The organism is Mesorhizobium sp. Cs1321R2N1, assembly GCF_037179725.1.
GTDB classification, from domain to species: domain Bacteria; phylum Pseudomonadota; class Alphaproteobacteria; order Rhizobiales; family Rhizobiaceae; genus Mesorhizobium; species Mesorhizobium salmacidum.
In genome coordinates this window covers 1-14,591 of sequence record NZ_JAPYKP010000069.1, presented here as the reverse complement: position 1 = coordinate 14,591, position 14,591 = coordinate 1, and the positions used below count along the sequence as shown (strand labels likewise).

The window sequence follows — 14,591 nt, the reverse complement described above, 5'->3', positions numbered from 1 at the left end:
TATTAGCAGTTTGTTAAATATCCGGTTTGGTTGCGTAAGAGGGAGTTCCGTATGAACTTCAAGAGCCTGATCAAGCGTGCTGAAGACGTAGATAACGCCCTCCAGGAGTTGCAGGACGATCTTGCGGACGCCCTGGATGCCAGCCTCGATAGCGAATTCGAGTCACCGCCAAAGGGCGACGGTGTCCCCGATGCCGAGTCAGGCGCCGATGCTTCGCCATCACAAGTCGATGCCGATTATGCGGATGCCGCGGACAATCCGGATGACGCGGGCAATGCCGAAACCGCCAAAACCGCGCCACGACTGACCCCCCATGCCCAGACCCGGCTGGCGGCATTGAATGCCTTCGAGGGGATGTTCCACGACGCCAGGGATTATCTGGATGAGATCAACGGCAAACTGTCGGAGATCTCGACCTCGCACCATCTGACGCGCGAATTCCTCAACATCCTTCACACCGACATTCTTCGCGCCAACGAGCTGGAGCTCGCAAATGCCGGCCTGGTCGCGGAGCAAAGAGCGCTGTCGGAAAAGCTGCACGACACGGCGGCAAAGCTGCGCGAGCGTGACGGCGCGTGCGAATTGCTGCAGCAGCGCGAGACAAGCCTGGTCCAGGACCGGGAGACGCTTCGCGCAACGCTTGCGGCGGTAAGGCTCGAGCTCACGGAGACGGCCAATGCCAGCGCCAAACGCGACGCGGAATTCGGCGACATCGCCAACCGGCTGACGGCCAGGACGGTCGAAGCCAACAGGCGCCTGCGCGAGAGCAAGATGCTGCGGGAAAAACATGTCAGCCTCTCGGCCGAGCTCGACAAGGTGCTGAAGCGGGAGACCCAGGCGCGCCACAGGCTGGACGAGCTTTCGACAATCCACGCCAGCGAAGCGGCGCGGCTTGCCGAACTGATGGCGGCGCTCGGCAAGAGCGAGAAAGAGGAGATCCGGCTGCAGAAGGCGCTCGAGGCCACACAGGCGAAGCTGGCGGAAAAGACCGAGTCGGCCAGCATGATGCAAGGCGACTGGGAAGCCGAACGGGCTCGCGCCCAGACGGAAATGCGCGGATTGCGTTCCGAGATACAAGACCTGGAATCGCGGCTGGAGCGGGTCTCGAACGAGAACAGCGCGGCCGCCGCCGAGATGGCCAGGCTCAAGACCGAGCTGGACGACGCAGTGGCCGAAAAGAAGATCGCCGATGAAAAATTGTCCGCGCTCACGGATGAGAACGAAGCCGACAAGCTGAGCCTTTCCAGGGCGAACGCCACTCTTTCGCAGCTCACGCTGCAGCAGGCGTCGGAGGACATACAACGGGATGTCCAACGGCAGGAATGCGAGGATCTGCGGGCCGAAATCGCGTCGCTCAATGCCCGGATCAAGGAATTGCTGCCCTACGAGCGGCTCCACAAGGCCACCAACGGCAGACCGCGCGAAGGCGAGGTGGTCGAGATCGCCGCCGTGGTGGCCGAGAAAGCCCGTGCAACGGGCAGGCGGCCCATCCGCAGGAACCTGCGCGCCACGTCGTAGCTCGGCTCCGCAGGTCTCGTTGCCCAGCGCTTCGGGCTCAGCGTGCGCTGTTCAATGCCGGGCAGTCGAAAGCGGCCGTCGAGGCCGCCAGGCGCATCGCGACCAGTATTTCATCACCTACCGGTCTTCGGTATTGACCGCGCTCCATGGCGCTACCGTTGCGTGAGACCAGGCTGGTGCCGGCCTGCTCATTGTGCCAGTGGCAATGCCGCTTTGGCGATAGCTCGCGCAATACTTCGCTGATATTGATGGCCTCAGAAAATTCCTGGATGAGCAGATGACATCGAATTCAGATAAGGCGGAGACGGTCGAGCAGTTGCTCGAAACGCCGGACCTTGCCAGCGCGCTGGAAAGCGAACAATTCAAGAAGTTCCTCGACCAGGTGCCAATTGCAATCGCCGTTTCGGATGTCAGCGGGCGGGAACGTGTCGTCTATGCCAATCCGGAGTTCGAGAAACTGTCCGGTCTGAAGGCGGCCAAGCTCGCTCAGAAGCATTGGGCGGCACTTTCCGGCATCGGCCTGCACCAGCAGAAGGATCGCGCACTATCAAGTGCGGTGGTCGACGAAACCGATTTCGTCGGTACCTTCCGACTGGAGCGGGCCGAGGACAAGCCTGCAATCGTCGACGTCTATTCCAACGTCATCGAGGATGACAATGGCAGAGCCTGCTTCCGGCTGGTGGCTCTGGTCGACGTCTCGGCCCATGGCGAGACCGAAGATGCGCGCTCGATCGAAGAGCGCGTTCGCGAGAAGGACACGCTGTTGCGGGAATTGCAGCATCGGGTGAAGAATAATCTGCAGATGATCACCGCCCTGATCCGCCTCGAAACGCGCAATGCGACCGAGCCGGACCGCAACCGCTTCGAAAGACTGGCCGGCCGCGTCGACGCCCTGGCCATCCTTTATCAGACCCTGTCGGGCGAGGAGCACAAGGAGGAGGTCGATCTCGGCGTTTACCTCAGCCAGATCGCGTCCGCCGTAATGGCCTCGCATGCTGTCGAGGGCATTCGCCTCGACATGAAAGTGGACACCTATCCGGTCTCGGTAAACGTTGCCATGCCCACTGGCTTGGTGGTCAACGAACTGCTGACCAATGCGCTCAAGCATGCATTTCGCGGGCGCGACAGTGGGACGATCACCCTGCACAGCGTCGTAAACGGGGATGGTTGCCGCGTCGTCGTTGCTGATGATGGGATCGGGTTGCCGGACGGCGAGAGCTGGCCCAAGCGAGGCAAGCTCGGCGCGCTCATCGCACAGTCGCTGAGCGAGAATGCCAAGGCGGAGTTCCATGTGACCTCCAGCGCTGACGAAGGCACCCGGGTCACAATCGTGTTCAAGCGCTCTGCCGCTGCAGCCTAGACTGGATACTGAAATGGCGCTTCACCCACGCTGGACCGGCCAGCCTGCTGTAATCTATCCGCAGCAAGGTTGCGAGCCGGCGGAAGGCTCGCAACAGGCCTTGGCTTTCCGCTCTTCCTCCAGCCAGCGGTCGCGCGGCTTGCAGCTTGCAGGCCGGGGCGAAAGCTCGACATGCACCGCGCCGTCGACCAGCCGGGGAAGGGCGGCCCGATAAAGCGCGATCGGGTGCACACCGTCGCTGACCTCGAAGGTCAGCCGCGCGGAAGGGTCGAGATCGACATGCTCCGTCACCTTGCGGATGATCGCGGAGAATTTCGCGGTCGGCATATGCGTGCGGTCCTCGTCGACGTCCCAGAGCTGGACGAAGATCTCGGCCCAGGCTTCCGGATTGGCGCCGCAGTCCAGCGCCTCGAACGTGCCCGCCTTCACCTCGGTGACGTGGTAGCCGGGCCGCACCGGCCGGCCATCGTAGACAAACACCAGCTGCCTGTCCTTGTGGCCGGCCAAAAACCCCAGCAGGCCAGCGATGGTGATGTCCTCGGGATCACTGACGACGGTGGGGGAGGGTTCAAATTCCCGATTGTCAGAGGCAAGCATGTGCGGTAATCCTTGTTTCAACATTTCTAGGATTGTTGAAATATGGATGAACGTCAAGCCCTGTCCGCCTTCGCGGCGCTTTCGCAGGAGACGCGTCTGCGCATCCTGCGGCATCTGGTGATCGCGGGTCCGGATGGTATTGCCGCAGGCGCTATCGCCGAGAAGGTCGAGGTCTCGGCGTCGAATGTGAGCTTCCACCTGAAGGAACTCGAACGGGCTGGGCTGGTAGGCGTGCGCCGCGATTCCCGGTCCATGGTCTACAGCGCCGAATATGAAGCGCTGAGCGGGCTCATCCGCTTTTTGATGGAGGATTGCTGCTCCGGACGGCAGGAGATTTGCGCGCCGGCGCTGGCGCCGGGCTGCTGTGCGGCCGATGCGCAAGAGACGGCTCGATGACGGTCGAGCGCCAATTCGACCTGCCGCGCCGTCTGGTCACCGAGAGCCTCGGCACGGCGCTGCTGGTGGCTACGGTCGTCGGTTCAGGCATCATGGCGCAGTCGCTGACGGCCGACGGCGCACTGGCACTTCTGTGCAACACGCTGCCAACCGGTGCGAGCCTGGTCGTGCTGATCACAACCCTCGGCCCAATATCCGGTGCCCATTTCAATCCGGCCGTGTCGCTCACTCTCGCTCTGTCGCGCCGCCTGTCGGCCAGCGATTGCACCTTGTATATACTGGCCCAGCTTGCCGGCGGCATTGCCGGAACGATGATCGCGCATCTGATGTTCGGGCTGGCGCCGCTGGCGCTGTCGACGCATGGCCGCACCGGCGCCGCGCAGTGGCTTTCGGAAGGCGTCGCGACCTTCGGCCTGCTCGCCGTCGTCCTGGCCGGCCTGCGCTTCGAACGCGCGGCCGTGCCCTGGCTGGTCGGCCTTTATATCACCGCTGCCTACTGGTTCACCGCCTCGACGTCCTTCGCCAACCCGGCGGTCGCGGTGGCCAGGGCGTTCACCGACACGTATTCCGGAATCAGCCCGGCAAGTCTTCCCGGCTTCATCGCCGCCGAGTTCGCCGGCGCCGGCTTGGCCTTGGCGCTGATGACCTGGCTGCTGCAGCCGCAATCCGAAATCCAACCTCTTGCCGTCAAGGCCGCGCCATGACCGTCACCATCTACCACAATCGCGACTGCGGCACGTCGCGCAACACGCTTGCCATGATCAAAGCGAGTGGCGAGGAGCCAGTCGTCATCGAATATCTGCAACATCCGCCCAGCCGGGACCGCCTGCGCCGGCTTATCGCCGCCATGGGAATTCCGGTGCGCGCCTTGCTGCGCGAAAAGGGCACGCCCTATGCCGAGCTTGGCCTGGCTGATCCCAAATGGACCAACGAGCAGCTGCTCGATGCCATGCTGAGGCATCCGATCCTGATCAACCGGCCGATCGTCGAGACGCCCAGGGGGACGCGGTTGTGCCGGCCATCCGAGCTCGTGCTCGACCTGCTCGACCATCCGGTGAACCATTTCACCAAGGAAGACGGCGAGGTGGTAACCGGTGACCGTGGCATCAAGTGATCGGGGCCTTTCCGACCTCGATGCCTCGGCACGCGCGCCGATAGCCGCAATCGCCGCCCTTGGGGTCACCCAGATCATCGGCTATGGCACGCTTTATTACAGCTTCAGCATCCTTGCCGCCGACATGGCGAGGGATTTGGGGTGGCCGACCGAATGGATTTTCGGTGCGCTTTCGGCCGCTTTGCTGGTTGGCGGCCTGACGGCGCCCTGGCTGGGACGCTGGATCGACCATTTCGGCGCCGGAAAAATCATGACCGCCGGCTCGGTCCTTGCAGCGGCGGCACTCGCCGCCTGCGCCTGCGCTCCCACGGCCGTGGCCTTCGTGGCGGCGCTGATCGTCCTCGAAGTGGCATCGAACCTGGTGCAGTATGGCGCCGCCTTCGCGCTGCTGGTGCAGATAAGGCCGCGTGCCGCGCAACGCAGCATCACCTATCTCACCCTCATTGCCGGCTTCGCATCGACCGTGTTCTGGCCGATCACGTCAGCCTTGCACGCGCATATGCCGTGGCAGAGCGTCTATCTTGTCTTCGCCGGGCTGAACCTGCTTGTCTGCCTGCCGCTGCACGCCTGGCTCTCGCACGGGCTTGCCAAGGGGAGGCGCGCGGCAAGCGCGCCGCCACGGCATATCAAGGGATCGCTTCCCGCCCCGTCGCGGCCGCTCGGCCTGGCGCTGATGGTCATTGCCTTCTCGATGCAAAACCTGATCGGCGCCGCCGTGCTGGTGCATATGGTGCCGCTGCTTTCCGGGCTTGGCCTTGGGGCCACCGCCGCCATCGTCGGAACGCTGTTTGGCCCATCACAGGTGTTGAGCCGTTTCGTCAACATGGTCTTCGGCGGCAAGCTGTCGCCGCTGATGCTCGCCATCATCTCGGCCAGCCTGATGACAACCGGTGTGGTCGTGCTGGATAGCACCGCCCCTTCCATCGCCGGGGCGATGGCGTTCGCCGTCATCTTCGGCATGGGCAACGGGCTTTTCAGCATCGTCACAGGCTCGCTGCCGCTCACATTGTTCGGCAGCGAGGGCTACGGCCGGCTGCAGGGCCGGGTCATGTCGGCCCGGCTGATCGTTTCGGCCGTGGCGCCCTTTGCCCTGGCATTTGCCATCGTGCATATCGGCATTGCCTGGTCGCTCGGAGCGATGGCGCTTCTGGGCAGTGCCGCGCTGCTCGTCCTGGTGGCGATCACCAGACTGCCGGAGGCGCGCAACGACCGGGTGTGATGTCCGACGGCGATGCCCGCCGGTTCATGCCATTTGGCCGTGCCCTCATCGAGGCATCCGCGCTGTCTCACGACAGCAAGGCCGGTTCAGCCTATTGCGTTCCTGCCAGCAGGTTTGCGCCTGCCGGTATGGAGGATGAAGCACAAGTGACATCAATGCCGGTTGCCAGCCGCGAAGCAGCACCCTTGCCGGTCGCGGCACTGATGGGCGCCATGGTGTCGATCCAGATCGGCGCCACCTTCGCCAAGACGCTGTTCCCGGTGATCGGCGCGCAAGGCACGACGACGCTCAGGCTGGTCATCGGCGCGCTGATGCTGATCGCGGTGCTGCGGCCCTGGCAGATGCGGCCCTCGCGCGCCACTCTGCCGTGGCTCGTCGCCTATGGGGTGACGCTGTGCGCGCTCAACCTTCTGTTCTACGCAGCGCTTGCCAGGATCCCGCTCGGCGTCGCGGTGGCGCTGGAGTTTTCCGGTCCCCTGCTGGTGGCGACGCTCACCTCGCGGCGGGCCAGCGACTTTGCCTGGATCGCGCTGGCGGTCGCCGGCATCGTCCTGTTGTCGCCCTTCATCCGCTCGCTGCAGCCGCTTGATCCGACCGGCGTGATGCTGGCGCTGGCCGCCGGTGGGTTCTGGGCGCTCTATATCGTGCTGGCGCAGAAGGCGGGCGCGGAACTCGGCACCCGCACTACCGCCTATGGCATGGCCATCGCCGCCATGCTGGTGCTGCCCTTCGGCGTCGCGGAAGCAGGATCGGCGCTGCTCGCGCCCTCGATCCTGGTCAGCGCGCTGCTCGTCGGCCTGTTTTCCAGCGCGCTGCCGTTCTTCCTGGAGATGGTGGCGCTGACCCGCATGCCGGCGCGCATCTATGGCACGCTGACCTGCCTGGAACCGGGACTCGGCGCGCTGGCCGGGTTTTTATTCCTGCGGGAAAACCTGACCATGCCGCAGCTGGCCGGCATCGCCGCCGTGATCGTGGCCGCCGCCGGCACGTCGCTGACCTCCAAGCCGCCGGTGCCGTCGCCGGAGTAGGGTGGGTCGAGGAAGGCGCGGGCTCACGCTGCACGGCCGATTGTTCAAAACCGCAGGCCCAGATGGATCTTCGCGCCCTGGCCGACCGTGCCGCCGCCGAACTGCCCGGTGTAGGACAGGCCGAGCGTCGCATTGACCGACATGTCGAGGTCGAGGCCGGCCTCGATCACCGCGGCGTCCCTGGCGACAGGCACGCCGGCGATCGTGAAGGCGTCACCGCCGGTGAAGGCGAAGCTGGAGGTCGGGGTGACGTCGCCGAAGGCGTGGCGCCAGCCGAGCATGCCGCGCGCGGTGGCGTCGATGCCGCCAAGCATGAAGCCGGTCGAGCCCCGCAGGCCCACTGTGGTGAAGGTGGCGTTGGTGCTTGCGCCGGTGCTGGTCAAGGCCGCCGCACCGCCCCTTTCGGTGAAACCGTCGGTATGCAGGCTGACATAAGCGAGATTGGCGAAGGGTTCGAACTTGAAGCGCCCGGCATCAGCCTTGTAAGCGAGTTCGCCGAACACCTGCGCCGTGCCGGCGTCATAGTCGGCCGACAGTTGATCGGCAAAACCGTTGAAGGCAACCGAGCGTTTTGTCGAGAGGCTGTTCCAGCTGTAGGCCGCACCGGTGCGGAAGGCGATGGCACCCCAATTTGTGCCGCCATAGAGGCCGAGATGATAGCTGTCGCTCTTGCCGGATGACTGACGCTCATCCACCTCAAAGGAGGAATGGCTGTAGCCGCCGATGAGGCCAATGCGCCAGCCGCCGACCAAAGTGTCGGCACCGGCCAGCAGGCCACCGGTCGAGCGGTCGAAGGCGGCGGCGTTGCCGTCGGAATCCGTCTTGCCCCAGGAGCCGAAGCCCTGGCCCCAGACGGCGAAGCGGTCGGTATCGGCGGCGACCATTTCGGGCCCGCCTTCGCCATAAGCCATGACCGGCAACGCTGCCGCACCAATATCGCCGAAGGCGGCGCTGATGCGATTGCTGGCGGCGTCGCGGACGAAGCGGCTGTCCTCGAGCAGCATGCCCTTGGCCGAGGCGTGAATTTCGCCCGAAAGCTGGTCGAAAGCGTCCTGGGCGGCGGCTTCACTCGGCAGGGCGAAGATGGCATCAAACAGCGGATTGCCGCTGCCAAGGCTTTCGGCGCCGCCGCCGGTGGCGATCTGGTTCGGCGTCAGGCCAACGCTGGCAAAGCTTGCCTTGGCCAGGTTGAGATAGACATTGTTCGCGTCATAGGTGAGCGTCGGCGCAATGAAGATCGAGCCGCCGCTATCAAGACTGGCCTTGTCGAAGGTGCCGGTGACACCGCCTGCCGCCGTGACGATCGTATAGGTCGTGCCGATCGCATAATCCGGATAGGGGATGATGTCGACCGTGCCGCCGCCGATCATCACCGTACCGGTGGCGCTGATCCGATCGGATGTGCCGCCGCTTTCGACTTCAACGGCATAAGTCGAACCCGCCGAGAAGGTTGTGTTGCTGACATTGATCGTGCCGATCGAATTGCCCGGTGCAAAGGTGCCGCCCGAAGCAATGGTCACATCGCCTGCCGTGCCCGACCCGCCAAGCAGGCCGCCGGTGACATTGATCGCGCCGCCGAGCGAGCCGTTGACATAGAGGCCGCCGCCGAGAACGTTCGTCGTCCCGGTGAAGCCGGAGGAATTACCTGTCAATTTGGTGTTGCCGGCGAGCTGGTTGATCGTGCCCAGTCCGCTGATGGCGGCGCCGAAAGCGTAGCTGGCCTCGGTATGATTGAAATTGAGCGTGCCGGCGCCAATTCCGAACTGCAATGCGGCCGGTCCGAAAATGCCAGCGCCCGTCGCCACGGAACCTGCCGCGCCGCCGATGTTGAGGCTGCCGGTCGAGCCGGCCTGGCTGGCGATTACGGCAAGGCCGTCCGCGATCACCGTGCCGCCGTTGGAGAGCGTCACTGAAGCCGTACCGCCGAAACCGATCCCCAGGTCGCCATGAATCTCCCACAGCGACGCCGGGCCGTCGACTGTTGCCTGGCCCGTGGCATTGGCACCGATCGCCAAGTAAGCAAAGCCGCCGGAGGCCACGCCGCCATTGGTGATGGCGAGCGTGCCGCTTCCGAGGCCGCCGAGAAGCATGCCGTTCTTGTTGGTCAATTTCGAGCCCACGCCGTCGACGATCACTGCACCTGTGGCCGCTGCTCCCTGGCCGACGCCGACAATCACGACATCAGCAACCGCTGAACCGCCGTTGGAGATCGAAAGCGTTGCGCGACCGCCGAGACCCACGGCAAGAACATCATCGGTGCTCCACGAGGATCCCGCCCCGTCCACCGTGACGGTGCCCATGGACCCCGCGTCGTTGCCCACCGAGCCAGTCTGGTTGGTGACGGCCCCGCCATTGGTGATGTCGAGCGTGCCGGTTCCTGATTGGCCGACAATGAGTTTGCCGGTATTCGCCCAGTTCGAACCCACACCATCCACCGTCGCGGTTCCGCTGGAGCCCTGATAGTAACCCAAAGTGCCGTCTACGTCGCTGAGGGCACCACCTCCCGATACGGAAACGGTGCCTGCTCCGCCAACGCCCACAGTAAAGCCGCCGATGTTCACCCAGGTCGAGCCGATGCCATCGACAGCTGCCTTACTCGAAGAATCCACCGAACCGCTACCGGCGCTTACGACGCCGCCATTCGTGATCGCCAATGTGGAGATCGAACCGGCGCCGACCTGTAGAAAGCCGCTGTTGGACCAATTCGAACCCGCACCATCTACGATGCCGGTACCTACGCCGGCACCGTACCCAAGCGAGGCATTGACATCGCTGACACTGCCTCCATTTGTAATGTTCAACGTGCCCGAACCATCAAGTCCGACCTGCATATCGCCGCTATTGGTCCAGGTCGAACCCGCGCCATCGACGAACACCATGCCGGTCGAGCCTGCTTTCGCGCCAATGGCCCCCACGCCGTTGCTGACCGTGCCGCCATTCGAAACCGTCAACGTGCCCGTGCCGGCGTCGCCGACAAAGAGGCTCGACGCGATGCTCCAGATCGAACCTATGCCATCGACCGTCGCCGCGCCGGTCGAGCCCGCTGTGGCACCGACAAAGCCGATGTTGCTGCTGACAAGACCGCCGTTCTGGATGTTCAGTATGCCAGTGCCGCCATTTCCAACGTAGAGGCCGTTCGTGTCACTCCAGGTCGATCCGCTTCCGGTGACCGTAAGGGTGCCGCTCGAATCGGCATCGATGCCGATGTAACCCGACATGGCGCTCACTGCGCCGCCGTTCTGGATCGTCAGCGCGCCGGCACCGTAATTGCCGATGGAGAGAAGGCCGGAATTGGTCCAGTGCGAGCCCGCACCGTCCACCGTCGCGGCGGCGGCCGGGCTGAAATTTTCACCGATATAGCCGTTGGTATTGCTCACCGTGCCACCGTTCTGGACCGTCAGCGTGCCGGCGCCGTTCCAGCCGACATAAAGCTCGCCGGAATTGGTCCAGGACGAGCCGGCGCCGGCGACTGTCACGGCGCCGGTCGAGCCGGATTTGGAGCCGATCTGGCCGTTGGTGTTGCTCACCACGCCGCCGCTCTGGATCGTCAGAGTGCCGGCGCCGCCCCAGCCGACAAGTAGATTGCCGGAATTGGTCCAGGACGAGCCGGCGCCGGTGACAGTCGCCGAGCCACTGGAACCGGCCTGCTCACCAATCGAGCCGAGGGAATTGCTTACAGCGCCGCCGTTGGAGATGGTCAGAGTGCCGGCGCCGGCATCGCCGATGAAGAGCGACGAACTGTTGGTCCAGGTCGAGCCGATGCCACCGACCGTCGCCGTCCCGTTGGAGCCCGCGGAATATCCGAGATAGCCAGCAAGGTCGCTCACCACACCGCCGGCTAAAACCGTCATTGCGCCCGTGCCAGTCTGTCCGACCGTCAGATTTCCGCTGTTCGTCCATGTCGACCCCGGGCCGAAGACGTTGACCGTGCCATGGGAGCCGGCATTCGCGGCAACAACGCCGGTCACATCCGTTGCTGTTGCTCCGCTGAAAATGTCCAGAAATCCGGTGCCCTGATCGCCGACAGTTACTTGGGAAGCATTCGTCCAGGCCGAGCCTGCCCCCGTCAACACAACGGTGCCGGTGGCAGAGGAACTCCCGCCAAGACTGGCAAGGTCATCCGACAACAGGCCGCCATTTGAAACTGTCACCAATCCGGCGCCGCTGAACCCGACATAGAGATTGCCCGTGTTGTTCCATTGCGAGCCGGCGCCATTGACCGTGGCGGTGCCAGAGGAGCCGGAAACGTAGCCGATATAACTATAGAGATTGGTAAGAGTGCCGCCATTCGAGATGGTCAGATTGCCGGTTGAAGAAGAGCCATTGGCTATGGTGAGACCGCCGGCAAAACCATTTCCGGCGTTGATGACGGTCGGGTTTATAACGGTGGTGTTGATAGTGACATTATCGGCCGCCGTCGGTACCGATGCGGGATTCCAGTTTCCGGCGGTGAACCAGTCCGTGGAGGCGGCGCCGGTCCAGATCTCGGCTGCCGATGCAGGGATCGGCTGGCCAAGGCCGACCAGCGCGGTCGATGCCAGCGCCAGGTTTTTCAACGCGTTAGCCTTGCGGCCTCCAAATCCATTCCGTGGCATTCGATCCCCTGACATGACAGTCGTTTCACCCTGAGGCTGACATGTCATTGGAGCCCGGCCTTGTCTTGGGCAGGGCCGCACTGGAATTGGACTGGAGTGAAAAGCCGTGCCTTTTGCGCGCACTGTGGCGGTTTGGCCCTCTGATTGCCGCAGGTGCCCTGGCTTTCGGTCTCTCACGGAGGGAATCGGGCATGGCCGCGTCGGTTCACCAGTCGCGGAGGTGCCCAGGTCTATCTGGCGCTCGGCGGCGTACGGCCGAACCGGCGGCGGAAGCAGCGGTTGAAGTACGACACATCGCTGAATCCGCTTATCATGGCGATGTCGCTGACCCGCATGCCGGCGCGCCTCCATGGCACGCTGACCCGCCTGGAACCGGGCTCGGCGCGCTGGCCGCAACTGGCCGGCATCGCCGCCTTTATCGTGGCCGCCGCCGGCACGTCGCTGACCTCCAAGCCGCCGGTGCCGTCGCCGGAGTAGGAGAGGCCGTCTCTTCGTCGCCGATCTCCGACGGCGGCTCCTTCATGGACTTTGCAAGAATACAACCCATATTGAGTCGATGGAGCTTTGAGCCCCGGCAATTCGCGGGTGCCGCGCCACCGCTAGGAGGATCGTAGCGGAGCGACCATGGACACCACCGGGCCAATTCGGTGATAGACATCGGCTAAGCCGCGCGCCGATTGCCCTTCGCGTCGGATGACCTTCGTCGGCACGACAACCCTGGGATTCGCGCCCCGGGCAAAAACGCCGGCTGCACTCCCTGCACTGGGAATGCCGCGTACTGATCCCGTTCGGGAGTGGACCGACCGCAAAGGGGTGCAGGGAACCCTACCTACGCCCGGCCGAGCCTGCCGCCGAGCAGGTCTTGCAGGCCACGTGAAGCATAATTACATCAATAACTAAGCGTGCGTCGCACGCGAATGTAATGCTTTGGTCAAGCTTCATCTATGGAGGTTGTCATGGCTAATATGCTCATGGAAGGAAAGAAGGGCCAGGACTGGCTCAATCTGGTCCTTGCCATCTGCCTGTTCATCTCACCTTGGATAATCGGCTTCGCTGCTGAAACCGCACCTGTATGGAACGCCTGGGTTGTTGGCGTCGTGCTGGGTGTCATGGCTCTGGCAGCGCTTACCGCATTCGCCGAGTGGGAAGAATGGGTGAGTGTCGTTCTCGGGCTCTGGCTGATCGTTTCGCCCTGGCTACTCGGTTTCATGGCGAACACACATGCGATGGCCACTGACGTCGTTCTCGGCGTGCTGGTGGTTGCCGTATCCGGCTGGGCCGTCTGGGACTTCCGTCACCCGCACGCGCACGCGTGATTGGGACGGACCAAGGTGGGGCTCGGCGCGCGAGTGACGGGCTCCTCCCGCAGATTTGGAATGCGCGTCCAAGGTACACGAAATTTGGGCTGGCGCTCTGGTGCCGCGAGGACGATGGGGGCCGCGCGCCGTAAAAGTTCGGGCACTTTTGTGAATGTCCGCCGGCATCCGTTTGCCGGACCACCCGTGCCGATCTGGCCACCCGCTTGCGATCGGGAGGCCGCGCCCATGGATTTCGGTGAGATCAAACCCATATCTTGGGTAGGAGTTTGAGCGTGACCTTCGCGCGGGTGGCCCTTCTTGCCGCGGCCTTTGTGGTCGCGGCTGTGCTTTCTCCCTTCTCCTCAGCCGGGAGCGAAAGGGTTGCGCTGAGCGTCGCCATTGACGGCGCCATCGGGCCGGCAAGCAGCAGGCAGCTCAAGGAAGCGCTCGATGCCGCGGTCAGGCGGGACGCGGCGGTCCTCATCCTGCAGCTCGACACGCCGGGCGGGCTGGTCACGTCGATGCGCGAGATGATCGCCGACATACTGGCGTCGCCGGTGCCTGTCATCGGCTATGTCGCGCCGGCCGGCGGCCATGCGGCAAGTGCCGGCACCTATATCCTCTATGCCACCCATGTCGCGGCGATGGCGCCCGGCACCAATCTTGGTGCGGCGACGCCGATGGAGATTGGCGGCATGCCGTCGCTTCCGGGCGGCGACAAGGGCGATCAGAAGGACGTGGGTGACCAGAAGGGCGGGGGCGACCAGAAGGAAGCCGGCGGGCGGCCGGCGGGCGACGCGATGATGGCCAAGGTGACCAATGACGCGGTCGCCCTGATCCGCTCTCTTGCCGAACTGCGCGGGCGCAACGGCGACTGGGGCGAGAAGGCCGTGCGCGAAGCGGCGAGCCTTTCGGCCAATGCGGCACTACAGGAACATGTGATCGATCTCGTCGCCCGCGACACCACCGAGCTGCTGCAACTGGCCGATGGGCGCACCGTCGATGTGGCGGGCAAGAACATGGTGCTGGCGACGAAGGGGCTGCCGGTCGAGACGCTGGAGCCGGGCTGGTTCATCCAGCTGCTTTCCGTCATCACCGATCCGAACACCGCCGTCATCCTGATGCTGGTCGGCGTCTATGGCATCGTCTTCGAGTTCACCAGCCCGGGCGCGGTCGCGCCTGGCGTCATCGGCACCACCTGTCTCGTGCTCGGCCTCTATGCGCTCGATCTCCTGCCGATCAACTATACCGGCCTTGCCCTGATGCTGCTCGGCGTCATTTTCCTGATCATCGAGGCCTTCAATCCCACCGTCGTGCTCGGGCTCGGCGGCGTGGCCGCCTTTCTGTTCGGTGCCGCCATGCTGCTGCGGGTCGAGGGGCCGGGCTTTGCCTTGTCATGGGCCGTTATCGGTCCCGCCGCCGCGCTGACGCTTGGATGGGCGCTGCTGAGCGGCACCTATCTCTGG

12 protein-coding genes and 1 pseudogene are annotated in these 14,591 nt (G+C 64.2%); 10 read left to right on the top strand and 3 right to left on the bottom strand.

Going from position 1 to position 14,591, the window contains the following annotated elements; genetic code table 11:
* Positions 1-51 precede the first annotated feature (51 nt).
* Complete coding sequence (locus O7A61_RS18225) at positions 52-1,518, top strand: hypothetical protein (protein ID WP_337130974.1); 1,467 nt, start codon at positions 52-54, stop codon at positions 1,516-1,518.
* A 277-nt stretch (positions 1,519-1,795) separates the two neighbouring features.
* Positions 1,796-2,878 (top strand): sensor histidine kinase, encoded by a 1,083-nt coding sequence (locus O7A61_RS18220; RefSeq protein WP_337130973.1) that lies wholly within the window; start codon positions 1,796-1,798, stop codon positions 2,876-2,878.
* 54 nt (positions 2,879-2,932) lie between these two features.
* On the opposite strand, the gene O7A61_RS18215 is transcribed toward O7A61_RS18220, so the two are convergent.
* Positions 2,933-3,475: a DUF6428 family protein gene (locus tag O7A61_RS18215; protein ID WP_337130972.1), complete on the bottom strand. Its 543-nt coding sequence runs from the start codon at positions 3,473-3,475 to the stop codon at positions 2,933-2,935.
* A gap of 42 nt (positions 3,476-3,517) precedes the next feature.
* On the opposite strand from O7A61_RS18215, the gene O7A61_RS18210 reads away from it, so the two are divergent.
* The 5 genes from O7A61_RS18210 to O7A61_RS18190 all read left to right on the top strand — a co-directional run bounded on the left by O7A61_RS18210 (position 3,518) and on the right by O7A61_RS18190 (position 7,232).
* Positions 3,518-3,871 carry an ArsR/SmtB family transcription factor gene (locus tag O7A61_RS18210; protein ID WP_337130971.1) on the top strand — a complete coding sequence of 118 codons (354 nt, stop codon included), beginning with the start codon at positions 3,518-3,520 and terminating at the stop codon, positions 3,869-3,871.
* Positions 3,868-4,575 carry an MIP/aquaporin family protein gene (locus O7A61_RS18205; RefSeq protein WP_337130970.1) on the top strand — a complete coding sequence of 236 codons (708 nt, stop codon included), beginning with the start codon at positions 3,868-3,870 and terminating at the stop codon, positions 4,573-4,575. The genes O7A61_RS18210 and O7A61_RS18205 overlap by 4 nt, the downstream gene beginning before the upstream one ends.
* Positions 4,572-4,985 (top strand): arsenate reductase (glutaredoxin), encoded by a 414-nt coding sequence (gene arsC / locus O7A61_RS18200; protein WP_337130969.1) that lies wholly within the window; start codon positions 4,572-4,574, stop codon positions 4,983-4,985. The genes O7A61_RS18205 and arsC overlap by 4 nt, the downstream gene beginning before the upstream one ends.
* Complete coding sequence (arsK, locus tag O7A61_RS18195; RefSeq protein ID WP_337130968.1) at positions 4,966-6,204, top strand: arsenite efflux MFS transporter ArsK; 1,239 nt, start codon at positions 4,966-4,968, stop codon at positions 6,202-6,204. Before arsC ends, arsK begins: the two co-directional genes overlap by 20 nt.
* A 146-nt stretch (positions 6,205-6,350) precedes the next feature.
* A complete protein-coding gene (locus O7A61_RS18190) occupies positions 6,351-7,232 on the top strand; it encodes a DMT family transporter (protein WP_337130967.1) in 882 nt (293 codons plus the stop codon).
* A gap of 44 nt (positions 7,233-7,276) precedes the next feature.
* Here O7A61_RS18190 and O7A61_RS18185 read toward each other — a convergent pair whose 3' ends face one another.
* A complete protein-coding gene (locus O7A61_RS18185; RefSeq protein ID WP_337130966.1) occupies positions 7,277-11,788 on the bottom strand; it encodes an autotransporter domain-containing protein in 4,512 nt (1,503 codons plus the stop codon).
* 269 nt (positions 11,789-12,057) lie between these two features.
* A pseudogene (locus tag O7A61_RS18180) lies at positions 12,058-12,159 on the bottom strand (AraC family transcriptional regulator); the annotation flags it as partial.
* A 1-nt stretch (position 12,160) separates the two neighbouring features.
* Between O7A61_RS18180 and O7A61_RS32620 the strand changes: the two are divergent.
* From O7A61_RS32620 to O7A61_RS18170, 3 genes are all read left to right on the top strand, one after another.
* Positions 12,161-12,304: a hypothetical protein gene (locus O7A61_RS32620; protein ID WP_442921087.1), complete on the top strand. Its 144-nt coding sequence runs from the start codon at positions 12,161-12,163 to the stop codon at positions 12,302-12,304.
* A gap of 479 nt (positions 12,305-12,783) precedes the next feature.
* Positions 12,784-13,143: an SPW repeat protein gene (locus O7A61_RS18175; RefSeq protein WP_337130965.1), complete on the top strand. Its 360-nt coding sequence runs from the start codon at positions 12,784-12,786 to the stop codon at positions 13,141-13,143.
* Positions 13,144-13,418: 275 nt separating this feature from the next.
* Positions 13,419-14,591 (top strand): NfeD family protein (locus O7A61_RS18170; protein ID WP_337130964.1); only part of this gene is annotated, 1,173 nt, incomplete at its 3' end.

Coding starts and splice junctions, on each gene's coding strand:
- O7A61_RS18225 (WP_337130974.1), top strand. CDS start 52: ATGAACTTCAAGAGCCTGATCAAGCGTGCTGAAGACGTAGATAACGCC.
- O7A61_RS18220 (WP_337130973.1), top strand. CDS start 1,796: ATGACATCGAATTCAGATAAGGCGGAGACGGTCGAGCAGTTGCTCGAA.
- O7A61_RS18215 (WP_337130972.1), bottom strand. CDS start 3,475: ATGCTTGCCTCTGACAATCGGGAATTTGAACCCTCCCCCACCGTCGTC.
- O7A61_RS18210 (WP_337130971.1), top strand. CDS start 3,518: ATGGATGAACGTCAAGCCCTGTCCGCCTTCGCGGCGCTTTCGCAGGAG.
- O7A61_RS18205 (WP_337130970.1), top strand. CDS start 3,868: ATGACGGTCGAGCGCCAATTCGACCTGCCGCGCCGTCTGGTCACCGAG.
- arsC (WP_337130969.1), top strand. CDS start 4,572: ATGACCGTCACCATCTACCACAATCGCGACTGCGGCACGTCGCGCAAC.
- O7A61_RS32620 (WP_442921087.1), top strand. CDS start 12,161: ATGCCGGCGCGCCTCCATGGCACGCTGACCCGCCTGGAACCGGGCTCG.
- O7A61_RS18175 (WP_337130965.1), top strand. CDS start 12,784: ATGGCTAATATGCTCATGGAAGGAAAGAAGGGCCAGGACTGGCTCAAT.